Raw genomic sequence first — 23081 nt, forward strand, 5'->3', positions numbered from 1 at the left:
ACATCGGTGCCTGCAGCCTCCAACTTAGAGTTTGGCCTCCTTCCAAGAGAGGCTGAACTCGATGCCCGTTCAATTCCACTTTCGACCGAAACACCTGACACTGGCCATTACTCTGGCGATGGGATGTGCTGATCTGTCCATGGCTCAGGACACACCGCCCGACACTCAAGGCATCTCTCCCGCCCCCTCTGAAACGTTCAAATCAGCGATCAACGCTTTCGCCAATCATCCGGACACCGTCCAACTGAAGGTCAGCAAAGCGTATCCGGCGCAGGAAGGTGTAGCGCTGGCGCTCGATGGCCGCAACGATCTTGTCACCGTGCAATCTCGCGGCAGTTTCGCCGGTCTGGTCGACGGTGGCGGGGGCGACAATCTGCTGCAACTCGACGCGAACAAGAAAGGCGTGCTGGGTGAAACCCGTAACTTCAGCGGGCTGGAGGTCAGGCGCGGGAACTGGACCCGTAGCGGACCGGGTGATTTCAACATCGGCGTACTGGTCCATCCGAAGGCAATGCTGGTCAACGATGGGCAAATTCTGGGTACGGCAGTGACCGAGGGGATTCTGATCAACAAAGGAGCGATCAATGGCGGCGCCACTGTCGCGTCTGGCGGTGACCTGACCAACCAGGGCCTCATTGACGGCACGGTGGATATTCATGAAAACGCCCATATAGCCGGGAATGGTGCGGTAAATCATTTGAATGTGTACGGACGCATGACCGTCGACGATGTCTACGGCGCACCCAAGGTTTCGGGAGATCTGCGCCTGGCCCGTTCTGCCGTGCTGGCCTATGCCGTGGATGCCTCCGGCAACAGTCAGACGGTGGTCGTAAAAGGAACCGCTCATTTGGGTGACGCCACCCTGAAACTCGTCACCGCCGGCGACTATCTGCAAAGCAGTCAGCACACTGTTCTGCAAGCGGAAACGATTGAGGGACAGTTTGGCACCGTTGAAAACGATCTGGCATACATGACCCCGACGCTGCACTACGAAGCACAACGAGTGGGCTTGCTCTATGCCCGTAACGATGTGCGGCTCGAAAACCTTGCGACCACGCAGAATAGCCAGGCGCTCGCCCAGAGCATTGACGAGACACCCTCCCCATCTCAGCAACCTCAGCAACCTCAGCAACCTCAGCAACCTCAGCAACCTCAGCAACCTCAGCAACCTCAGCAACCTCAGCAACCTCAGCAACCTCAGCAACCTCAGCAACCTCAAGAGCCTGAGGCACTTCGCCAGACAAGCAAGGCCATCAGCGCGGCTACACCTCAAAATACTGCCGTCACGGCCCTGCTCGGTGCCAGCAAGCCGACGGCCAGCCTGGCCCTCGAACAACTCGCCGCCGGCAGCAACGCCAACCTCGCCAAAGCCACACTGAGCAGCGTCAATCCGCTCAGCGCCAGCATGCTTTCGGCCATGCATCAACTGGACAGCGGCAATGGCGCGCCAAGCTCTGGGAATGCACCGCGCCTGACGGCTGGTGGCGAAGGCAAAGGGCGGGTCTGGCTGCAAACGCTCGGGCATCGCGGCCAGGTTGATCGTGACGCCGCCAGTGTTCTGAAGCATTCCACCCAAGGTCTGGTCATGGGGGCGGACTGGCGAATCGACGAACAATGGCATGTCGGCCTGATGGGTGCAAAAGCGCAAACCCGCTTCGATGCCCAACAGTTCGACGGTGATCTCGACAGCTGGCACCTCGGCGCCTACGCGCTGCGTCAGGATGGCCCGTTCGCCTTGCGCTTGGGCGCCTCGTACGGCAGCCATGACGGCAGCGGCAAACGTCGCGTCGCCTTCAATGGTTTCAGCGATCGGCTCAAGAGCCGCTATGACGCCAGCACCCAGCACGCCTTTGCCGAAGTCGGCTACAACCTCGGTCGTGGCGACGTCAGCATCGAGCCGTTCGCCAGCGTCGGTTATCAACGCTATCAACGTGACGGCTACACCGAGAACGGTGGCGATGCGGCGCTCAAGGTTCAGGGTCAGACCCAGGCGAATCCGAGCAGCACCCTCGGCCTGCGCCTGGCGAACACCAGCCAGCTGTCCAACGGTATGCAACTGACGCCGCGTTTGAGCGCGAGCGTGAAACACACCTACGGCGATCTGGATAACGTAACGCGCCAGCACCTGGTCAAGGGTGGCAAAAGCTTTGAAGTCACTGGCGCCGAGATGGATCGCAACAGCTTCACGCTGGATGCAGGTCTGGATCTGACCCTGTCCGCCCGTAACACTCTAGGCATTGGCCTCAGCGGCGAGGCCGGCAACGATAGCCGCAGTTACGGCGTGACAGGCCAGTGGCGCATGGCGTTCTGACACAACGCTACGTGTAGGAGCTGCCGCAGGCCCGAGCCTGCGGCAGCCCCTACAAAGAACAGCATATTGCAGGCGAAAAAAAAGGGGAGCACATGCCCCCCCGAGGTTTAAAGCGTTGGATCGCGGCGGTTATCTCAGCCTTCGATCTCGATCAGGATTTCGCCCGGGTTGACCCGGTCGCCCTTGGCCACATGAATGGCGGTGACCTTGCCGGCAATCGCTGCCTGGACTTCGGTTTCCATCTTCATCGCTTCGGTGATCAATACAGCCTGGCCAGCCTTGACGGTGTCGCCCTCCTTGACCAGCACATCGACGATGTTGCCTGGCATGGTGGTGCTGACATGGCCCGGTGCCGACGCCTGCTTGCGTTTGCTGCTGCCACCGCCGACAAATTCGTTGAGCGGTTCGAACACCACTTCTTCCGGCATGCCATCGATGGACAGGTAGAAGTGACGCTTGCCTTCGGCCTTCACGCCGACACCGGTGATGTCGACGCGGTAGGTTTCGCCGTGGACGTCGATGACAAACTCGGTCGGCACGCCTTCGCCGCCGGCCTTCGCCACACCACCGGCCTCAGGGATCGGCAACAGCACTTCCGGAACGAGGGTGCCGGCGGCACGCTCTTCGAGGAATTTGCGGCCGATGTCCGGGAACATGGCGAAAGTCAGCACGTCTTCTTCGGACTTGGCCAGTGCGCCGATGTCGGCACGCAGCTTGGTCATCTCCGGCTTGAGCAGATCGGCCGGACGTACATCGATCACCTCTTCACTGCCGATGGCCTGACGACGCAGTTTTTCATTCACCACGCCCGGCGCCTTGCCGTAACCGCCCTGCAGGTACAGCTTCACTTCGTTGGTGATGGTTTTGTAGCGCTCGCCGGCCAGCACGTTGAAGAACGCCTGGGTGCCTACGATCTGCGACGTCGGAGTCACCAGCGGCGGGAAGCCGAGGTCTTCACGTACCCGCGGAATTTCCGCCAGCACTTCGGCCATGCGGTTCAGCGCGCCCTGCTCTTTCAGCTGGTTGGCAAGGTTGGAGATCATCCCGCCCGGCACCTGATTGACTTGCACACGGGTATCGACTGCGGTGAATTCGCTTTCGAACTGGTGGTACTTCTTGCGTACGGCGTAGAAGTACAGACCGATTTCCTGCAGCAGCTCCAGGTCCAGACCGGTGTCGTACTCGGTGCCTTTGAGCGCAGCAACCATCGACTCGGTGCCCGGATGGCTGGTGCCCGAGGCGAAGCTGGAGATCGCGGTGTCGATGTGGTCGGCGCCGTTTTCGATGGCTTTCAATTGGCACATCGCCGCCAGACCAGCCGTGTCATGCGAGTGGATGAACACTGGCAGCGATTGCTCGGCCTTCAACGCTCGCACCAGTTCACCGGTGGCATATGGCGTGAGCAGACCGGCCATGTCCTTGATCGCCACCGAGTCGCAACCCATGGCTTCCATCTGCTTGGCCTGCGCCACGAACGCGTCGATGGTGTGCACCGGGCTGGTGGTGTAGGCGATGGTGCCCTGAGCGTGTTTGCCGGCAGCCTTCACCGCTTCGATCGCTACGCGCAGGTTACGCACGTCGTTCATTGCGTCGAAGATGCGGAATACGTCGATGCCATTGACCGCGGCCTTGGCGACAAAGGCTTTGACCACGTCATCGCTGTAATGGCGGTAGCCGAGCAGGTTCTGCCCGCGCAGAAGCATTTGCAGGCGGGTGTTGGGCAGCGCGGCGCGCAGTTGGCGCAGGCGTTCCCACGGGTCTTCTTTCAGAAAGCGTACGCAGGCGTCGAACGTCGCGCCGCCCCAGCATTCCAGCGACCAGTAGCCGACTTTGTCGAGCTTGTCGCAGATCGGCAGCATGTCTTCAGTGCGCATGCGGGTGGCGAGCAGCGATTGGTGAGCGTCGCGCAGGATGGTATCGGTAACGAAGATCTTCTTGCTCATTCTTATATTCCTCACAGGCCTGCGTGGGCGGCGATGGCGGCGGCGATGGCCAGGGCCAGCTCTTCGGGTTTGCGCTTGATCGAGTAGTTGGTCAGTTCAGGGTGGCTTTCAACGAAGCTGGTATTGAACTGGCCGCTACGGAATTCCGGGTTGCGCAGGATTTCCTGGTAGTACGCGGCGGTGGTCTTCACGCCTTGCAGGCGCATGTCGTCCAGCGCCCGCAGGCCACGGTCCATCGCCTCTTCCCAGGTCAACGCCCAGACCACCAGTTTCAGGCACATCGAATCGTAGAACGGCGGAATGGTGTAACCGGTATAGATCGCCGTGTCGGTGCGTACGCCCGGGCCGCCGGGAGCGTAGTAACGGGTGATCTTGCCGAAGCTCGGCAGGAAGTTGTTTTTCGGGTCTTCGGCGTTGATGCGGAACTGCAACGCAAAACCACGGTGCTGGATGTCTTCCTGTTTCACCGACAGCGGCAGGCCGGAGGCGATGCGGATCTGTTCGCGGACGATGTCGATCCCGGTGATTTCTTCGGTGATGGTGTGCTCCACCTGGACCCGGGTGTTCATCTCCATGAAGTACACCTCGCCCTCGGCGAGCAGGAACTCCACGGTGCCGGCGTTCTCGTAACCCACAGCCTTGGCCGCACGCACCGACAGGTCGCCGATGTAGGCGCGCTGTTCCGGGGTCAGTTGCGGGCTCGGGGCGATCTCGATCAGCTTCTGGTTGCGGCGCTGGATCGAGCAGTCACGCTCGAACAAGTGCACGACATTGCCGAAGCTGTCGCCGAGGATCTGCGCTTCGATGTGTTTCGGGTTGACGATGCATTTTTCCAGGAACACTTCCGCCGAACCGAAAGCCTTGGTCGCTTCGGAAATCACCCGAGGGAAATTCTGTTCGAGTTCTTCGCGGCTGTTGCAGCGACGGATGCCGCGCCCGCCACCACCAGAGGTAGCTTTAAGCATCACCGGATAACCGATGCGGTCGCCTTCGGCCAAGGCTTCTTCGATACCGGAGACGTTGCCTTCGGTGCCTGGGGTGACGGGTACGCCGGCCTTGATCATGCTGCGCCGGGCTTCGGTCTTGTCGCCCATGCGGCGAATGACTTCCGCCGATGGGCCAATGAACTTGATTCCGCGTTCGGCGCAGATGTCTGCCAGCTCGGCATTTTCCGACAGGAAGCCGTAACCGGGATGCAATGCATCGCAACCGGTTTCCACCGCCAGGTTCACCAGCTTGCGCGGGTTGAGGTAACCGGCCAGTGGCTCGGCACCGATGCTGTGGGCTTCGTCCGCACGCTTCACATGCAAGGCATGCCGGTCGGCGTCGGAAAAAATCGCAACCGAGCGAATGCCCATTTCGGCGCAGGCCCGCACGATTCGTACGGCAATCTCACCACGGTTGGCGATCAGGATCTTTGTTATCACTTGGAGGTTCCCTTGAGCCGGTGGCACCACGACCTGCTAGACCCAGGTCGACGCGTGACTAAATGTTTCAATTTAGTCGCAGCCCCACACTAGCGCTCGCAAGGGATTAACAAAAATGAATAAAAATTGGGTCAGGCATAAGCAAAGACTTATAGTTAAACCATCAGCCTGCCGTCAGAGCCTATAAGAAATGCGTAAGTCCTTGATGCGTATGACATTACGCCAATTGCAGATCTTCAACGAAGTGTGTGATTTACGTTCCTACAGCCGTGCCGCCGATGAAATGTCTCTGACACAACCGGCCGTGAGCCTACAGATTCGTCAGCTGGAAGAGCTGATCGGCCAGCCATTATTCGATTACGTCGGCAAAAAACTCTACATGACCGAGGCCGCCGAAGCCCTGCAGCGTGCCAGCCGGGACATCTTCGGCCGCCTGGAAAACCTCGACATGCAGCTGTCGGACATGCAGGGCTCGCTGCAAGGCCAGTTGAAGCTGGCCGTGGAATCCAGTGCCAAATACTTCGTGCCGCACCTGTTCGCCGCGTTCAAGCGCCAGCACCCGGAAGTGAACCTGCAGCTGACTGTGGTCAACCGCGGCCAGGTGATTCGCCGCCTCTCGGACAACCGCGATGATCTGGTGATCATGTCGATGGTGCCGCAGGACATGGGGCTGGAGTTTCTGCCGTTTCTGAACAACCCGATTGTCGCCGTGGCGCGCCCGAACCATCCGCTGGCGCACATGGGGCCGCTGCGCCTGCAGGATCTTGAGCCTTACACGCTGCTGATCCGCGAACCGGGTTCAGGTACGCGATTGGCCTGTGAAGAGTATTTCAAAGAGAAACGCGTGCACTTCACCCAGACTCAGGAAGTGGCCTCGGCCGAAGCTCAACGTGAATGCGTCGTGGCGGGTCTGGGCCTGGCGCTGTTGACGCGCCACGCCCTGAACCTGGAACTGGCGACCGGCGGCCTGGTGGAGCTGCCGGTCGAAGAGTTGCCGCTGTTTCGCAGCTGGTGTCTGGTGCAAGCCAAGGCCAAACGGCTGTCACCGGTAGCGCATGCCTTCCTGGCGTTTATCCGCAGCGAGCGGGTGCAGATCAGCGCGCTGGTTGAGCGCTTCGACGGGAAACTGCCGGTGCGGCCTGCCAGTAGTTGAGTTCGATGTCCTCGGGAAAATCGCTGATTTCGCTCTGAAGCTGACGGAGTTCGAAGCGATCTTCGATGGCGCGACGGAATTCCATGCGGCGCTGGTCTTCCTGCTGACGACGGGTTTTCGCGGCGCTGTTGCGTTCTTCGTAGGGCTGAGCCATTTCGAGTCTCCCAAGGCGAGTACGGGAGTTTCACGATAGGCGTGGGGGATGACGGTTTGGCTGCGCGGGGATGACAGTGCGATGAAAGTTGCGCAGGGTTGTGGTGTTTCTGAGGACGCCTTCGCGAGCAGGCTCGCTCCCACAGTGGATTTTCTGTGAACACAAATTTTGTGTCACACCGAGCTCAAATGTGGGAGCGAGCCTGCTCGCGATTAAGGTCGGAACGACCTTACGATGACTTTAGTCATCGAGGGCTTTCACGGCTTTGGGCGACAACCGCAAGCTACGCAAACTGCGTTTCACACTCTTGAGATGGTTGACCAGACTCGGCCCACGCGCCATCGCCACGCCCATCGCCAGCACGTCGATCACCACCAGATGCGCAATGCGCGAGGTCAGCGGTGTGTAGATCTCGGTGTCTTCGTGTACATCGATTGCCAGGTTGACCGTCGACAGCTCGGCCAACGGTGTCTGACTCGGGCACAAAGTGATCAGCGAGGCGCCGCTCTCGCGCACCAGGTTGGCAGTGATCAGCAGATCCTTGGAACGCCCGGACTGGGAAATGCAGATCGCCACGTCGGTCGGCTTCAAGGTCACCGCCGACATCGCCTGCATGTGCGGGTCGGAATACGCCGCAGCGGTCAGCAGCAGACGGAAGAACTTGTGCTGCGCATCCGCCGCCACCGCGCCCGACGCACCAAAGCCGTAGAACTCGACGCGCTGCGCCTGGGACATCAGCGTCACGGCACGCTGCAATTCCACCGGATCGAGCTTCTCGCGAACCTCCATCAGCGTATGCAATGTGGTGTCGAAAATTTTCAGGCTGTAGTCGGCGACCGAGTCGTCTTCATGGATCGCGAACTGGCCGAAGCTGGCACCGGCGGCCAGGCTCTGCGCCAGTTTGAGCTTGAGATCCTGAAACCCGGAGCAGCCAATGGCCCGGCAGAAGCGCACGATGGTCGGTTCGCTGATGCCGACGCTGTGGGCCAGGTCGGCCATGGAACTGTGCATCACCGCCGCAGGGTCAAGCAGCACGTGGTCGGCGACCTTGAGCTCCGACTTGCGTAACAGGTGACGTGACTGGGCGATGTGTTGCAGCAGATTCAAGGGGCTGGACTCTTCTTATGGGCAAGGATGTAGCACGCTTGTAGTTATACTACATGAATTGGCTTTTTGCCTGCTCAATGCGTAACTCCATGTCCCCATATCAGGCGCGATGGAGTGCATGTAGCCCTTAAAGCGGTTTTTCCTGTTCGCGCAACAGCCCGGCCAGACGGTCGGCCTCCACCGGACGACTGATCAGATAACCCTGCACTTCGTCGCAGCGCTCGACGCGTAGAAACTCCAGTTGTTCCTGCCGCTCGACACCTTCGGCCACCACTTTTAACGACAGCCCGTGAGCCATGGCGATGATCGCTCGGGTGATCGCCGCATCCTCACTGCCCTGCCCCAGCCCGCGAATGAACGCCTGATCGATCTTCACGTAATCCACCGGAATCCGTTTGAGGTAACTCAGCGACGAATAGCCGGTGCCGAAATCGTCGATCGCCAGCTTCACCCCCAGATCGCGCAGTTGCTGGAAGGTCGCGATGATGTGTTCGACGCTGTCGAGCAACTGGCTTTCGGTGAGTTCCAGTTCGAGGTAGTGCGGCGCCAGCCCGGTTTCTTCCAGCACCTGGCGCACCAGGCTGACCAGTTTGCCCTGCCGCAGTTGATGCACCGACAGGTTCACCGATACCCGAATCGGCGCCAGCCCCTGGCGCTGCCATTCGCACGCCTGCCAGCAAGCCTGGCGCAGCACGAATTCGCCAATCGGGCCGATCAGTCCGGTTTCCTCGGCCAGGCCGATAAAGTCCCCCGGCGGCACCCGGCCCATGGTCGGATGATCCCAGCGCACCAGCGCTTCCGCCGCATTCAGGCGCCCGGTTTGCAGGCACAGCTTCGGCTGGTAGAACACCTTGAGCTGCTTGTCTTCGATGGCTTTGCGCAACTGGTTCTCCAGTTGCAGACGCTCAAGGGTGCTGGCCTGCAAGCTGTCGGTGTAGAACTGGAAACTGTTGCCGCCCAGGTGCTTGGCGTGTTGCATGGCCATGTTCGACTGACTGACCAGCGCGGAAATCTCTCGGGCGTTGTCCGGCAGCATGCTGATGCCCATCGAGGCACTGACCACCAGTTCATGCCCTTCGACCGTCAACGGCAGGCGCAGCTTGCTCGACAGCCGCGTGGCGACCCGTGCCAGGCTCGACAGGTTGCCGTAAGCATCGAACAGCACGGCAAACTCGTCACCGGACAGTCGCGCGATGGTGTCAGCCTCCGGCAATGCATTGACCAGGCGTCGGGCCATTTTCTGCAGCAGTTGGTCCGCGACCTCGTGACCGAGGCTGTCGTTGAGCAGCTTGAAGCGATCGAGATTGATGTGCAGCAGCGCCAGACTGCGCCGGCCGCCCTGACGCACGCGCTGATGGGCTTCGTGCAGGCGCTCGCGGAACAGCGAACGATTGGCCAGCCCGGTCAGCTCATCGTAATGCGTCAGGAAGCGCATACGCTCCTCGGATTCGCGTCGCGCGGAAAGATCGGCGAAGAAGCCGACGATATGGCTGACATTTCCCCGACTGTCGCGCACCGCATTGAGTTGCAGCCACTGCGGATACAGCTCGCCGTTCTTGCGGGTTTCCACCAGTTCGCCCTGCCAGCTGCCGTGCTGCTCCAGCGCGTGGCGGATCGAAACGTAATGTCGCCGCGCATCACGACTGCACGGCAGCTCGACGACATTACGCCCGAGCATGTCTTCGATGTCATAACCGGTGACCCGGCTGAACGCCTGATTGATCGCGATCAGCGCGTAGTTCGGGTCGAGAATGACGATGCCTTCGCTGGCCGCTTCGAACACCGTGGCCGCCAGTCGCTGCTGTTCTTCAAGGCTTTTGCTCGCGCTGATGTCGCGCCGGGTACCGACCATGCGGATCACCCGGCCACTGTCACTGCGCTCCACAGCGCGGCCGCGGTCTTCGATCCATACCCAATGGCCGTCACCGTGCCGTACGCGGTATTCGATCTGATAGTCCTCGGAGCGCCCTTTCAGGTGTTCGATCAGCGCCTGCTTGAGTCCGGGCACATCCTCGGGGTGCAGGCGTGGCTTGAGGTCGCGCAGGATCGCCGTGACATATTCAGGCGCGAGGCCGAACAGCTCCTGAATCTGCGTGTGGTGGACTTCGTCGGTTTGCAGATTCCAGTCCCACAGCCCCAGTTCACTGGCCTTCAACGCCAGGGCCAGCCGGGCTTCGCTTTTGCTCAGCGCCTGGTTGGCCACGTCCAGTTCGCGGCTGCGCTGCGCCACCCGGTCTTCCAGCTCGACCTGCGCCTCACGCAATTGGCCCTCGGCGCAGCGCCGCTGTTCGATCTCTTTGGCCAGCGCCTGATTGAGCTGCTCGCTGCGGTTCTGCGCCTGCTGCAGGTGTTCGATCAGGTGCTGGTTCTGAAAACGCCGCAGCAAGCCGCGGTCGATCAGCCGATTGACCTGCCATGCCACCACACTCAGTGAGCCGAGCAGAATCAGCCCGAGCCAGCCCCAGCCGCGTGCCTGTTCGTCGCCGCCCCAGAACAGGTAGCCGATCGCCGGCAGCAGGCACGGCAAGGTAAAGGACAGAAACGCCGGCAGGCTGACGGCATAAGCAACGCTGGCCGACAATGTCGCGGCGCCGATCAGGCCGAACACCCAGGCTTGCTGCATGAAGTTGTCGGCGGGCACCAGCGCGATGCCGGCGCCAGCCAGCGTCAGGCCGGTCATGGTCGAGCCGAGCAGGAACATGCGGAACCAGATCGGCTGGGCCTGACGGTCCGGGATCGCCGAATCGAACGCGGCGACCTGGATCACCCGCAGCGCCACCAGCGACAACAACCAGACCAGCCAGATGCTGACCACGAAATAGCGCTGCGGGCTCCAGAGCAAAGCGGCGCAGACCAGACCATTGAGCAACATGAACATCGTCGGCAGCAGCGAGCCCTGATACAGCAGGCGCGTGCGTTCGACCGCCATTTCGACGGCGTAATGCTTGCGGATGACCCGGGGTTCCACAGAGGGGCCCGACAGGTCTGAGCTGAGGGTCTTGTGCAATGTTGTTGTTCTTATAAGAGTGAGCATTGGGCCCGAAACGTGGACGGAGCATACACAAGCAGACCCCGTTGCCAAACTGCTCCAGATCATAATTTGCCGGAAACTTTTCCCGTCCGATCACCGGCAAAACCCGCAAAGCGAGGCGGGCCGAAGCCTGTAGCCAGTGACCGACCGGTCGTCATCGGCGGCGCTTTCATCGGCTAATGCAAAGCTCGGTTTGCCCGGGCCTGCGGCGCACCCTAGAATGCCCCGATGCGCGATGATCTCTCCCTTCTGCTGAACTCCCTCAACGATGCCCAACGCCAGGCCGTAGCAGCCCCCGTTGGCCGTCAGTTGGTCCTGGCCGGTGCCGGTTCCGGTAAAACCCGAGTGCTGGTGCACCGTATCGCCTGGTTGATCCAGGTCGAAAACGCCTCGCCCCACTCCATTCTGTCGGTGACCTTCACCAACAAGGCCGCTGCCGAGATGCGTCACCGCATCGAGCAGTTGCTGGGTATCAACCCGGCCGGCATGTGGGTCGGCACCTTCCACGGCCTGGCGCACCGCCTGTTGCGGGCGCACTGGCAGGAAGCCGGGTTGAGCCAGACTTTCCAGATTCTTGACAGCGACGACCAGCAACGCCTGGTCAAGCGGGTGATCCGCGAGCTGGGGCTGGACGAACAACGCTGGCCAGCCCGGCAGGCCCAGTGGTTCATCAACGGGCAGAAAGACGAAGGTCTGCGCCCACAGCACATTCAGGCCAGCGGCGACTTGTACCTGGCGACCATGCGCGGCATCTATGAAGCCTACGAGGCGGCCTGCCAGCGCGCCGGCGTCATCGACTTCTCCGAACTGCTGCTGCGCGCCCTCGACCTGTGGCGCGATCACCCGGGTCTGCTGGCGCACTATCAAAAGCGCTTCCGCCACATCCTCGTCGACGAGTTTCAGGACACCAACGCCGTGCAGTACGCCTGGTTGCGCCTGCTCGGCAAGGGCGGTGACAGCCTGATGGTGGTCGGCGACGACGATCAGTCGATCTACGGCTGGCGCGGGGCGAAAATCGAGAACATTCATCAGTACTCGTCCGACTTCCCGGATTCGGTGACCATCCGCCTGGAGCAGAACTACCGCTCCACCGCCGGCATCCTCAAAGCGGCCAACGCCTTGATCGCCAACAACACCGGACGCCTCGGCAAAGAGCTGTGGACCGACGGTGGCGATGGCGAAGCGATCAACCTGTATGCCGCGTTCAACGAACACGACGAAGCACGCTATGTTGTCGAAGCCATCGAAAGCGCGCTGAAAACCGGCCTGGCTCGCAGCGACATCGCGATTCTTTACCGCTCCAACGCCCAATCGCGCGTTTTGGAAGAAGCCTTGCTGCGCGAGCGCATTCCGTACCGCATCTATGGCGGCCAGCGCTTCTTCGAGCGCGCGGAAATCAAGAACGCCATGGCCTACCTGCGTTTGCTGGAAGGTCGCGGCAACGATGCCGCGCTGGAGCGGGTGATCAACGTCCCGGCCCGTGGCATTGGCGAGAAAACCGTCGAGGCGATCCGCGACCATGCCCGTCACAGCGATGTGTCGATGTGGGAAGCGATGCGCCAACTGGTCGCCAATAAAGGCCTGACCGGTCGTGCTGCCGGCGCCTTGGGGGCGTTTATCGAGCTGATCGAAAATCTCGCTGCCAAGTGCATGGAGATGCCGTTGCATTTGATGACCCAGACCGTCATCGAGCAATCGGGGCTGATCGCCTATCACGAAGCGGAAAAAGGCGAGAAAGGCCAGGCCCGGGTAGAAAACCTTGAGGAACTGGTCAGCGCCGCGCGCAACTTCGAAAACACCGAAGAAGACGAAGAGCTGACGCCACTGGCGGCATTCCTCGGCCACGCGTCGCTGGAAGCCGGCGACACTCAGGCCGACGAGCATGAAGACAGCATTCAACTGATGACCCTGCACAGCGCCAAAGGCCTGGAATTCCCTTACGTGTTCCTGGTGGGCATGGAAGAAGGCCTGTTCCCGCACAAGATGAGCCTGGAAGAACCGGGGCGCCTTGAAGAGGAACGCCGTCTGGCCTACGTCGGCATCACCCGCGCCATGCAGAACCTGGTGATGACCTATGCTGAAACCCGACGCCTGTACGGCAGCGAGACCTACAACAAGGTTTCGCGTTTCGTCCGTGAAGTGCCGAAGGGGCTGATTCAGGAAGTGCGCCTGTCGAACAGTGTCAGCCGACCGTTCGGCGGCAACCAGTCGATGAGCGGCAGCAACCTGTTCAGCGGTAGCGAGATCCCGGAAACCGGCTTCAGCCTGGGTCAGGCAGTGCGCCATTCAATCTTCGGCGACGGCGTGATCCTCAACTTCGAAGGTTCCGGCGCGCAGGCACGGGTGCAGGTGAATTTCAGCGAAGGCAGCAAGTGGCTGATGCTGGGGTACGCCAAGCTGGAAGCGATCTGACGCCGTTTTCGCTTTTCTGTGGGAGCGAGCCTGCTCGCGAATGACATCACCGTGGTTGATCTGATAAACCGCAGTGTGGCTTTCGCGAGCAGGCTCGCTCCCACAGGGGTCGGCGTTGGATGATCTAACAAGGACATATCCATGGGCTCAGGCTTCTTCTCTTCCTGGACATTCTGGGCTTTGCTCTCGGCGACGTTCGCCGCGCTGACGGCGATCTTTGCCAAGATCGGCATCGAAAACGTCAATTCTGACTTCGCCACTCTGCTGCGTACTATCGTGGTACTGGTCAGTCTGGCCTTGATTTTGTACGCGACGGGCCAATATCAGTCATTGGGATCAATTTCCGCCAAGAGCTACCTGTTCCTGCTGTTGTCCGGCCTGGGTACCGGCGCGTCGTGGCTGTGCTACTTCCGCGCGCTGAAAGTCGGCCCGGCTTCGCTGGTCGCGCCAGTGGACAAGCTCAGCGTGGTACTGGTGGCGGTGCTCGGCGTGATCCTGCTGGGCGAGAAACTCGACCTGCGCCAATGGGGCGGTATCGGCTTGATCACCGCGGGTGTAGTGATGTTGGCGTTGCGTCGATAAGCAGGTTTCCCGCTGAACCTATCCCATTTTCCTACAGACAAAAGTACATGGCCTGATTGCTTCGACGGAGCTGAACGTAACCTGTCAGGCAAAAGCCCGAAACACTCTCTCGCTAGCCAGTAACACTTCAGCTGTGCAACATGGCGCGCGTGTCTCCACAAACGGGAATTCCCTTTATGAAACGTTTTCTTAGCATCGCCATGGCGTTGTGCATCGGCCTGACGATGAGCCTCGACGCCAACGCCAAGCGCTTTGGTGGTGGCAAAAGTGCCGGCGCTGCGCCGACGCACCAGACCAGCCAGATGGCTCCTTCTTCCCCAGGCATGGGCGGCGCAGCAGCGACCGCTGGTGCAGCCGGCGCTGCCGGTGCCGCGGCCAAGGCTGGCGGCGCTTCGAAATGGCTCGGCCCTCTGGCCGGTATCGCCGCCGGTGGTCTGCTCGCGTCCATGTTCATGGGCGGCGGCTTCCAGGGCATGCAGATCTTCGACATCCTGATCATGGCCGTGATCGCGTTCGTGATCTTCCGCTTCATCGCCGCTCGTCGACGCAAGCAGCAGGAGCACCTGGCTCCGGCCGGCGCGCCGATGCAGCGTGAAGTATTCGAACAGAAGCCTGCTGCCATGGGTTCGATCTTCGGTGGTTCGGCTGCTCCGGCTGCCGCTCGTCCGGTGATCAACGCGCCAGCCTGGTTCAACGAACAGCGCTTCCTTGAAGCCGCGCGCAGCCACTTCCAGTCGCTGCAGCAGCACTGGGACGCCAACGAAATGGACAAGATCGCCGAGTTCGTGACCCCGCAGATGCTCGAGTTCCTCAAGCGTGAGCGTGCGGATCTGGGCGACGGCTTCCAGTCGACCTACATCGACAACCTGCAAGTGCAGCTGGACGGCGTGGATGATCGCGCCGACAAGACCATCGCCACCCTGACCTTCAGCGGCGTGTCGAAGACCTCGCGTTTCGACCAGGGCGAAGTGTTCAGCGAGAGCTGGAACATGGAACGTCCACAGGGCGAGAACCAGCCTTGGCTGGTGGCCGGTATCCGCCAGAACGGCTGATCCCCATCGCGTTACGCATGTGGTAATAAAACCCCGGCTCAGGCCGGGGTTTTCTATTTCGCGGTTGCATCTATAGCGAGCTACTGTATAAACCGGCCCATATAAACCGCGCCATTCAAGCAAGAGGATCCCGGACGTGGAAGAAATCATCGAACAACTGCGCGAAGCCAACGAACCCGTACCGGTTCCCCTGGAGCTGCCTGACGAAGACCAGTTGGTGGAGATCGAAGAAGAACTCTTCATCAACATCCCGTTCGTCTTCAAAGAGTTTCTGCTGACCGTCAGTGATGTGGTTTACGGCAGCCTCGAGCCGGTGACCGTCACCGACCCGCAATCGCACACCTACCTGCCGGAGGTTGCAGCCAACGCCTGGGACATCGGTGTGCCGCGCGACCTGATCCCGATCTGCCAGGACGGCGACGACTACTACTGCGTGGAGGAAGACGGCACCGTCGTGCTGTGGTCCGGCGAAGAAGAGCTGATCACCGAAGAGTCCTGGGAATCGGTGTGGCACTGGGCGCGGGACGTCTGGCTGGAAAGCTGATTCGCCAGACGCCCGGGTCGGTCAGTGCCCCGACGACTCCTTGTGATTGTCGAGGGTTTCCAGCAGGGCCACCTGCATCCGCGTGTGCACACGGATGAACCAGCGCCAGAGCAGCGCCGCCACGGCGGCAGCGACTACGGCGACCAGCACCAGCAACTTGTTGGTCGGCAGGATACTGGCCGACAAGGCTGCCAACAGCAGGAAGATCACCAGCAGCGAGAGGATCGGGATCACTTCGGAGATCACCCGCCGCACTCGCTGCGTGTGCCGTCCGGCCATCTCCGGCTTCACGCCCATCTCCGCCAGCAGCATCGACAGCGCCTTGAGCTTGCGATACGCCGCGATCAGGAACGGCAGCGACAGCAGCAGCGCCCCGCCCCAGATCAACGCCTTCTGCCAGCTCGGATCAGCGACCCAGTCCTGCATCCACTCCGACAGCCGTCCGGCAAAGAACGCACCGCTGAAGAAGATCGCGATCACCAGCGCCAGGTTGACCCCGACCTGCAACAGAATCCGCCGGATCATTGCCGCCAGCATCGCGCCCTCGCCTTGCGGCTGAATGCTGCGCAGCCACTCGCCGTACATGCCGAATACTCGGCCCAGACGCTTGGGTACCGCCGCAGAGAGTTTGATCGACAGCGGATCGGCCGCGCGGATCAGGTACGGCGTCAGCAGCGTGGTGATCACCGACACCGCCACCGCCACCGGATAAAGAAAGTTACTGGTGACCTGCAGCGTCATCCCGAGTGCGGCGATGATGAAGGAAAATTCGCCAATCTGTGACAGTCCCATCCCGACCCGCAGTGAGGTGCGTCCATCATTGCCGGCGATAAACGCCCCGAGGCCACAGGACAACATCTTGCCGAGCACCACCGCCACGGTGATTACCGCGATCGGCCAGGCGTATTGCAGCAGGATCATCGGATCGAGCATCAGGCCGATAGCGACGAAGAAGATTGCACTGAACAGGTCGCGAACCGGTTCGATCAGGCGCTCGATTTTCAGCAACTGCCGCGACTCGGCCATGATCGCGCCGATCAGGAAGGCGCCGAGCACCATGCTGTATTCGAGCTTGACCACCAACAGACAAAAACCGAAACACAGGCCGAGCACGGTGATCAGCAGCATCTCGTTGCTTTCGAATTTGGCGACGTACGCCAGCAGGCGCGGCACCAGCAGAATGCCGATCACCAACGCGACGATCATGAACAGCGACAGCTTGCCGACCGTGGAAAACACTTCGCCCGAACTGACCGTGCCGCTGACTGCGATGCTCGACAGCAAGGCGATGATGCCGATGCCGAGGATGTCCTCGACGATCAATACGCCGAAGATCAGCTGCGCGAAGCGCTCGTTCTTCATCTTCAGGTCGTTGAGCGCCTTGACGATGATAGTGGTCGAGGAGATGGCGAGGATTGCGCCGAGGAACAGCGAGTCCATGGTGTTCCAGTCGAACCAGCGGCCGATTTCATAGCCGATCCAGATCATCAGGACAATTTCGAGGAACGCCGCGATAAACGCCGTGGCCCCGACCTTGAACAACTTGCGCAGGCTGAACTCCAGCCCGAGGCAGAACATCAGGAAAATCACCCCCAGCTCGGCGAGGGTCTTGATGGTTTCTTCGTCGTGAATCAGACCGAATGGCGGGGTGTGCGGGCCGATGATGAAACCGGCGACGATGTAGCCGAGCACCACCGGCTGCTTGAAACGGTGAAACAACACGGTGACCACACCTGCGACCAACATGATCACTGCCAGGTCCTGAATAAAGCTGATGGCATGCATGGTGTGGGCTCCTTGTATGACGTGACTCGCCGTCAGACTTCAGAAAGCTCTGAGCGAGTTGGGTAAAAATCCACTTTTCGTGTAGGAATTGCCCTTGGACAGGGCCTTTTGCAGGTTAACACCGCGACTTCCGGCTGAAAGGCGGTGCAATATAAGGAAACAGATCGGTCGCGGCGTGACGGCAGCCAGCCGTCTGGCGTCCCGATAACGGTGCTTTTGAAAAAGCCACCAGGCACCCGCAGAGGTGCGTCCAGCCATCCAGCCTTGATCCGTGAGAACGTTATGGAACCCGGAAACGCCCAACTGTCGATGACGGTATTGATGACCCCCGACATGGCCAACTTCTCTGGCAATGTCCACGGCGGTACCCTGCTCAAATACCTCGACGAAGTGGCCTACGCCTGCGCGAGCCGCTATGCCGGCCGCTACGTGGTGACGCTGTCGGTGGATCAGGTGATTTTCCGCGAGCCGATCCATGTCGGCGAACTGGTGACCTTCCTCGCGTCGGTCAACTACACCGGCAACACCTCGATGGAAGTCGGTATCAAAGTGGTGACCGAGAACATCCGCGAGCGCTCGGTGCGCCACACCAACAGCTGCTTCTTCACCATGGTTGCGGTGGATGACCAGCGCAAACCGGCCGCCGTGCCGCCGCTGCAACCGCAGAACAGTGAGGACAAGCGTCGTTATATGCAGGCGCAGCAGCGTCGGCAAATTCGCCAGGAGCTGGAGAAGCGTTATCAGGAGATCAAGGGCGACGCCTAAAGCAAAAGATCGCAGCCTGCGGCAGATCCTACAGAGGATTAATGTTCACCCTGCAGGAGCTGCCGCACGCTGCGATCTTTTGAACAATAACGCGATTACAGACTGATCGCCGTCGCCTCGAACTTCACCCGCGGATGCGCGATCCGGTCCTGCGCCCGCACCAGTTGCAGCTCATAACTGGCACACGCCTGGGTCTCCAGCAGTACTTCATGCACCGCCGCTGCGGTGAACTCGAACGCCGCCACCAGGCTGTCACCCAGCAGCACCCGCGCGAGGAACAGCCCGGACGTCAGATCGCCCACGCCCACCGGCTGACGCGGAAACGCCAGCAGCGGACGACGCAAGTGCCAGCTTTCATCAGCGGTCACCAACAACATCTCGAAACCGTCCGCCGGCTTGCCCGGATAATCCAGATGCTTGACCAGCACCGCTTTCGGCCCGCGCGCCAGCAGCGCCCGAGCCATCGCCAGGCAATCGAACAGCGACTGCGGCTTGCGCCCGGAGAAGCTGTCCAGCTCCAGTTGGTTCGGGCACATGATGTCCGCCACCGCCGCGGCTTCTTCCAGCAGAAAGTCGCTGACTTCGGCCGGCACACTGCAGCCCTTCTCCGGATGGCCCATCACCGGGTCGCACAGGTACAACGCCTTCGGATTGACCGATTTGATGCGCTCGACACCACGGAGAATCGCCCGACCCTGCGCCGCGCTGCCCAGATAGCCGGAGAGCACAGCGTCGCAGTTGCCCAGTTCGCCAATGGCGGCAATGCCGTCGACCAGTTCGGGGATCTGCTGCGGCGCGAGCACTTCACCGGCCCATTGGCCGTACTGGGTATGGTTGGAGAACTGCACCGTGTTGAGCGGCCAGACATTCACCCCGACCCGCTGCATCGGAAAAACCGCAGCGCTGTTGCCGGCGTGGCCGAAGACCACATGGGACTGAATGGCGAGCAGATGAGGCGTACGTTTCATTCGGGTTATTCCGTAAAACGATTGAAATTCAAGCCGCGCAGTATGCGACGAAACACAGCCTGTACGACAGACCGGCGACGCAGTTAAGCTGAGCTTATCTTTTGGAGTTTCCTGTTGATGCTGACCCTTGAAAACATCTTCGTGCTGATGCTGTTCGCCGCTGCCGGCGCATGGCTTTGGCACAACCACGGCTTGCGCGAGCGGGCGCTGGAGCGGGTCAAGCAGCATTGCATCAACGTGGGCGTTGAACTGCTGGACGGTAACGTCGCGTTGAAAAAAATCGGCTTGATCAAGGATGCCAGCGGTCGGCGGCGTCTGGCCCGGGTTTACAACTTCGAGTTCACCGTGACTGGCGAAACCCGGCACAACGGCATCATCACCCAGTTTGGTGCGCACAGCGCTCAGATTGAACTGGCGCCCTATCCGGCGCCGTTCGACGACACGCCACCGGTGGTCGAAGTTACCCGCCCACGGGCCGAAGTGATCGAACTGAGCCAGTGGCGTCAGGAACACAATAAGTGGAAGCCGTAAGCTAATCCGCTTGAACTCGACATTGCGTCAAGCCTGACTGCAAAGCATCGATACTTCGCGCATCGGCAAAGATCAGCTCTATACGCGAATCCCGTCGCCACTCGCTGGGCTGCCAATCCAGTTCAGCGTTATCCACGGCATTGGCCGACACCCAGCCCTCGACGCTATGGATAACCAGTTTCGCCCGCCGCCAGTTCAGGCTCTGCAGCCATTGGCTCAGACGATGCGTATCGAACGTCTGCCCCGGGTGCCAACGCCAGCCGATGCTCCAACCGCCCTCTTGTGCCTGACTCAGGCAGATCGGCGATGCCGGGTCGCTCCAGAGCGCCGGAATCGGTCCCGCCCCCTGCGGCACAACAAGGTTATCCACACCCGCCATTGCTTGCGCCGTCACACCCGGCAACTCGCGTAAAGACAGGTGCGCCTGCTGCGTCCAGATCAATTTGACCGCCGGCAAACGCTCGGCGATGGTCTGCCGCACAGCCTCATCCAGACCTTCTGCCTTGTTCAGCAACAGCAGACCGGCGCTGCCCAAAGCGTCCTGCTGAGCGGGGGGCAACGCTTTCCCGGCGGCCAGCGCCTGGGCATCCAGCACTAACACGCAGGGCTGCAGCGCCAGCACACCCAACCACGGCGCCTCGCCTAACTGCTTGAGCAATTGCGCCGGATGGCCCAGTCCGGACGGCTCGATGAACAGCCGATCCGGTCTGGCCTTGCGCAGCAAACGGCCGAGGCCGATTTGAAACGGCGCACCGTTCACGCAACACAAACAGCCCCCGGCAACTTCGCCCAGTGCGATACCATCGCCATCGCGGGTCAGCAGCGCCGCGTCGAGGCCGATCTGACCGAACTCGTTGATCAGCACCGCCCAGCGCTCGCCCTCCGGCCGTTGGGCCATGAGCTGGCGAATCAGACTGGTCTTGCCGGCGCCCAAAGGGCCGGCGATGACATGGGTAGGAATGTTCTGCAACATGACTGGGCGTTTTCTGAGGGGATTGGACATGCGTTGGATGGGATGGTCGTTGCTGTTGATGTTGCTGTCGAGCGAAGCCTTGGCTCAAGCCTGCGTTGTGCACAGTCAGGGCGAGCGACTCGACGTCAAGGTTTGCCAGCAAAACCGCAGTATTCCCGAGAAGCTGTTCAGCGACGGGTTCTGCCAACCGACCCTGGCCGGGCAGAAAGTCGAGGTGCAGTACGTCGATCAATGCCCGAGCGGCGCGTTCGGCGTGTGCAGCAACGCGCAAGTCGCCAATATGCCCTATCGCCAGGATATCCACTATTACGGCGTGGCTTCAGACATGGCGTATTTGAAGCCGTATTGCGAAGGCCAGAGCCAGGGTAAATGGCTCAAGCCTTGAGCCGTCAACCGAGCCAGTCGAGCGTCAGCAGCAACCGTCGTTCACCCGCTGGCAGTTGCGGAGAACGATGGATCAGACCGAAGCCTTCGTTGCCGTGCCATTTCTCGCCTTTCAATAGCGCCACGTCGCCACTGCGCAGTTGCTGGATGTTTGCCATGTCGTTTGGCTCAGCGTTCGCCTGACCCAATTGCTCGCGGTCCATCGCGCCCTCCTTGAGCCACTGACTGCCGATTCCGCCATACGTGGTGATCAGGCGCACCGGCACATGATCGACGTGGAAACGCGGACACATGGCCTTGTCCAGCACCCGCAGGCGCAAGCCGATACGCCGTGCACCCAGCAGGCAGGCGAAGGCACTGACCAGCCATCCCAGATCAGCGACAAAGCCTTCATAGCCTTCCAGGTCACGGAACCCGGCGGCCAGTCCACTGAGATCAGGCTCGCCGTCTTCATCCGGCAATTCGAGGCAGAGCGACTGCGCCAGTGGCTCGTTGAGCGACAGCAACAACGCTGCGAAATCGGCGATGTGCAGCGGCAGTTGACGCTGCCAGACCGCAAGATTGACGTCGTCTTCGAGGATTCGCGTCAGCGTTTTCGGCGTCGCCCCCTGATGCTGATGACGTACTCGATTCTGCTGCAGTTTGAGCGCAAGCATCAGGCGGCCTCATCGTGCCAAGGGCCGAAAGGGTCCGGCAGCGTGCGCCAACGGTCTACGCCAGCAGCCATTTCTTCGTCAGTCAGCAGGCAGGCATCGAGCTCCGACTTGAGCTGTACGAAATCGATGTTCTGGCCAATGAATACCAGCTCCTGACGACAATCTCCGACACTCGGCGTCCAGTTTTCCATGATTGCTGCGGTACTGTCCTGATCCTGCGGCCATTGGTTTTTCGGCACGAAACGCCACCAGCGTCCAGCGAAACCGTGGCGCATCAGGCCGCCCGCCTGCGACCAGCTGCCCGCATCCGTGACCTTGCTGGCGAGCCAGAAAAAACCCTTGGAGCGCAGTAATTTACCGTTCGTCCATGGACGATCAATGAAGCTGTAAAAGCGCTGCGGGTGGAACGGGCGGCGTGCGCGATAAGCCGTGGAAGCAATGCCATACTCGGTGGTTTCCGGCACATGCTCACCGCGCAATTCCTGCAGCCAGCCCGGGGCTTGGGCGGCTTTGTCAAAATCGAATCGGCGCGTGTTGAGGATCTTCTCCAGCACCACCTCGCCCATCACCATCGGGATAATTTCCGCCTGGGCATTGAGGCGCTTGAGAATTGCCGTGAGTTCGTCGCGCGCCTGGTGGCTGATGAGGTCGATCTTGCTGATCAGCAATACGTCGGCGAACTCGATTTGTTCGATCAACAGGTCGGTGATCGAGCGTTCATCTTCATCGCCCAAGGTCTCGCCGCGGGACGCGAGGCTCTCGGCAGCCTGATAGTCGAGGAGAAAGTTCACGCCGTCGACTACCGTGACCATGGTGTCGAGTCGAGCAACGTCGGCGAGGCTCTGACCCAGCTCATCGCGGAAGGTGAAGGTTTCGGCGACCGGCAGCGGCTCGGAAATACCGGTGGATTCGATGAGCAGATAATCGAAACGACCTTCACGAGCAAGTTTGCTGACCTCTTCCAACAGGTCCTCGCGTAACGTACAGCAGATACAACCATTGCTCATCTCCACCAGTTTTTCTTCAGCACGGTTCAGGCGGACATCGCGCTGGACTTCGCTGCCATCAATGTTGATCTCGCTCATATCGTTAACGATGACTGCAACGCGCAAGCCTTCTCGATTACGTAGTACGTAATTCAAAACCGTACTTTTTCCGGCGCCGAGAAAGCCCGAAAGAACGGTCACGGGAAGCGGAGATGACATTGGATAATCCTCATCAGATGGTGGCCGATGGGCGTTTATGCCGGATTTGGCGTAACGCGCCGCGTTCTAGAGCTTCGAGACAGAGTGACGGCAGAAGC

General features: G+C 60.7%; 19 protein-coding genes. 9 read left to right on the forward strand and 10 right to left on the reverse strand.

The window, feature by feature from the left end:
• The first annotated feature begins 61 nt into the window (after positions 1 to 61).
• Positions 62 to 2311, forward strand: coding sequence for an autotransporter outer membrane beta-barrel domain-containing protein (locus tag ACTJKS_RS04190; RefSeq protein ID WP_440828797.1), 2250 nt, complete (start codon positions 62 to 64; stop codon positions 2309 to 2311).
• A gap of 134 nt (positions 2312 to 2445) precedes the next feature.
• On the opposite strand, the gene oadA is transcribed toward ACTJKS_RS04190, so the two are convergent.
• Both oadA and ACTJKS_RS04200 read right to left on the reverse strand, forming a co-directional pair.
• Entirely contained in the window at positions 2446 to 4254 is a 1809-nt protein-coding gene (gene oadA, locus ACTJKS_RS04195; protein ID WP_108184254.1) for a sodium-extruding oxaloacetate decarboxylase subunit alpha, read from the reverse strand.
• An 11-nt stretch (positions 4255 to 4265) separates the two neighbouring features.
• Complete coding sequence (locus ACTJKS_RS04200) at positions 4266 to 5681, reverse strand: acetyl-CoA carboxylase biotin carboxylase subunit (protein ID WP_041073867.1); 1416 nt, start codon at positions 5679 to 5681, stop codon at positions 4266 to 4268.
• Positions 5682 to 5871: 190 nt separating this feature from the next.
• Here ACTJKS_RS04200 and ACTJKS_RS04205 point away from each other — a divergent pair, with 190 nt between their 5' ends.
• A complete protein-coding gene (locus ACTJKS_RS04205) occupies positions 5872 to 6834 on the forward strand; it encodes a LysR family transcriptional regulator (protein ID WP_108184255.1) in 963 nt (320 codons plus the stop codon).
• Here ACTJKS_RS04205 and ACTJKS_RS04210 read toward each other — a convergent pair.
• The 3 genes from ACTJKS_RS04210 to ACTJKS_RS04220 form a co-directional block, all read right to left on the reverse strand.
• The gene (locus tag ACTJKS_RS04210) at positions 6776 to 6988 is read right to left on the reverse strand and encodes a PA3496 family putative envelope integrity protein (protein ID WP_025112635.1); all 213 of its coding nucleotides are present in this window, start codon (positions 6986 to 6988) and stop codon (positions 6776 to 6778) included. The genes ACTJKS_RS04205 and ACTJKS_RS04210 overlap by 59 nt on opposite strands.
• Before the next feature lie 240 nt (positions 6989 to 7228).
• A complete protein-coding gene (gene hexR / locus ACTJKS_RS04215) occupies positions 7229 to 8095 on the reverse strand; it encodes a transcriptional regulator HexR (protein WP_007962240.1) in 867 nt (288 codons plus the stop codon).
• 127 nt (positions 8096 to 8222) lie between these two features.
• The gene (locus ACTJKS_RS04220; protein WP_108184256.1) at positions 8223 to 11129 is read right to left on the reverse strand and encodes a GGDEF domain-containing phosphodiesterase; all 2907 of its coding nucleotides are present in this window, start codon (positions 11127 to 11129) and stop codon (positions 8223 to 8225) included.
• Between the two features lie 225 nt (positions 11130 to 11354).
• Here ACTJKS_RS04220 and uvrD point away from each other — a divergent pair, with 225 nt between their 5' ends.
• The 4 genes from uvrD (at position 11355) to ACTJKS_RS04240 (ending at position 15716) form a co-directional block, all read left to right on the forward strand.
• A complete protein-coding gene (gene uvrD, locus ACTJKS_RS04225) occupies positions 11355 to 13538 on the forward strand; it encodes a DNA helicase II (protein ID WP_262949060.1) in 2184 nt (727 codons plus the stop codon).
• 141 nt (positions 13539 to 13679) lie between these two features.
• Positions 13680 to 14120, forward strand: a complete 441-nt coding sequence (locus tag ACTJKS_RS04230; RefSeq protein ID WP_027610340.1) for an EamA family transporter — start codon at positions 13680 to 13682, stop codon at positions 14118 to 14120.
• Positions 14121 to 14296: 176 nt separating this feature from the next.
• Complete coding sequence (locus ACTJKS_RS04235; protein WP_041073858.1) at positions 14297 to 15172, forward strand: Tim44 domain-containing protein; 876 nt, start codon at positions 14297 to 14299, stop codon at positions 15170 to 15172.
• Positions 15173 to 15308: 136 nt separating this feature from the next.
• Complete coding sequence (locus ACTJKS_RS04240) at positions 15309 to 15716, forward strand: SMI1/KNR4 family protein (protein WP_108184257.1); 408 nt, start codon at positions 15309 to 15311, stop codon at positions 15714 to 15716.
• 21 nt (positions 15717 to 15737) lie between these two features.
• Here the strand turns inward: ACTJKS_RS04240 and ACTJKS_RS04245 are convergent, their stop codons facing one another.
• Complete coding sequence (locus ACTJKS_RS04245) at positions 15738 to 17501, reverse strand: cation:proton antiporter (protein WP_041073855.1); 1764 nt, start codon at positions 17499 to 17501, stop codon at positions 15738 to 15740.
• 282 nt (positions 17502 to 17783) lie between these two features.
• Between ACTJKS_RS04245 and ACTJKS_RS04250 the strand changes: the two genes are divergently transcribed.
• On the forward strand, positions 17784 to 18266 hold the full coding sequence (locus ACTJKS_RS04250) for an acyl-CoA thioesterase (RefSeq protein ID WP_003229693.1): 483 nt from the start codon (positions 17784 to 17786) through the stop codon (positions 18264 to 18266).
• 95 nt (positions 18267 to 18361) lie between these two features.
• On the opposite strand, the gene pdxY is transcribed toward ACTJKS_RS04250, so the two are convergent.
• Entirely contained in the window at positions 18362 to 19234 is an 873-nt protein-coding gene (pdxY, locus tag ACTJKS_RS04255; RefSeq protein ID WP_047297339.1) for a pyridoxal kinase PdxY, read from the reverse strand.
• 117 nt (positions 19235 to 19351) lie between these two features.
• Between pdxY and ACTJKS_RS04260 the strand changes: the two genes are divergently transcribed.
• Complete coding sequence (locus tag ACTJKS_RS04260) at positions 19352 to 19765, forward strand: DUF3301 domain-containing protein (protein WP_086792506.1); 414 nt, start codon at positions 19352 to 19354, stop codon at positions 19763 to 19765.
• A gap of 1 nt (position 19766) precedes the next feature.
• Here ACTJKS_RS04260 and ACTJKS_RS04265 read toward each other — a convergent pair whose 3' ends face one another.
• Positions 19767 to 20738: a CobW family GTP-binding protein gene (locus ACTJKS_RS04265; RefSeq protein ID WP_108184258.1), complete on the reverse strand. Its 972-nt coding sequence runs from the start codon at positions 20736 to 20738 to the stop codon at positions 19767 to 19769.
• A 28-nt stretch (positions 20739 to 20766) separates the two neighbouring features.
• Here ACTJKS_RS04265 and ACTJKS_RS04270 point away from each other — a divergent pair, with 28 nt between their 5' ends.
• Positions 20767 to 21123: a hypothetical protein gene (locus ACTJKS_RS04270; protein WP_047297341.1), complete on the forward strand. Its 357-nt coding sequence runs from the start codon at positions 20767 to 20769 to the stop codon at positions 21121 to 21123.
• A 4-nt stretch (positions 21124 to 21127) separates the two neighbouring features.
• Here ACTJKS_RS04270 and ACTJKS_RS04275 read toward each other — a convergent pair whose 3' ends face one another.
• On the reverse strand, positions 21128 to 21778 hold the full coding sequence (locus ACTJKS_RS04275; RefSeq protein ID WP_108184259.1) for a DUF1826 domain-containing protein: 651 nt from the start codon (positions 21776 to 21778) through the stop codon (positions 21128 to 21130).
• The gene (zigA, locus tag ACTJKS_RS04280) at positions 21778 to 22983 is read right to left on the reverse strand and encodes a zinc metallochaperone GTPase ZigA (RefSeq protein ID WP_108184260.1); all 1206 of its coding nucleotides are present in this window, start codon (positions 22981 to 22983) and stop codon (positions 21778 to 21780) included. The genes ACTJKS_RS04275 and zigA overlap by 1 nt, the downstream gene beginning before the upstream one ends.
• Positions 22984 to 23081 lie beyond the last annotated feature (98 nt).

This window comes from Pseudomonas sp. 22189 (assembly GCF_052045635.1).
GTDB lineage: Bacteria > Pseudomonadota > Gammaproteobacteria > Pseudomonadales > Pseudomonadaceae > Aquipseudomonas > Aquipseudomonas parakoreensis.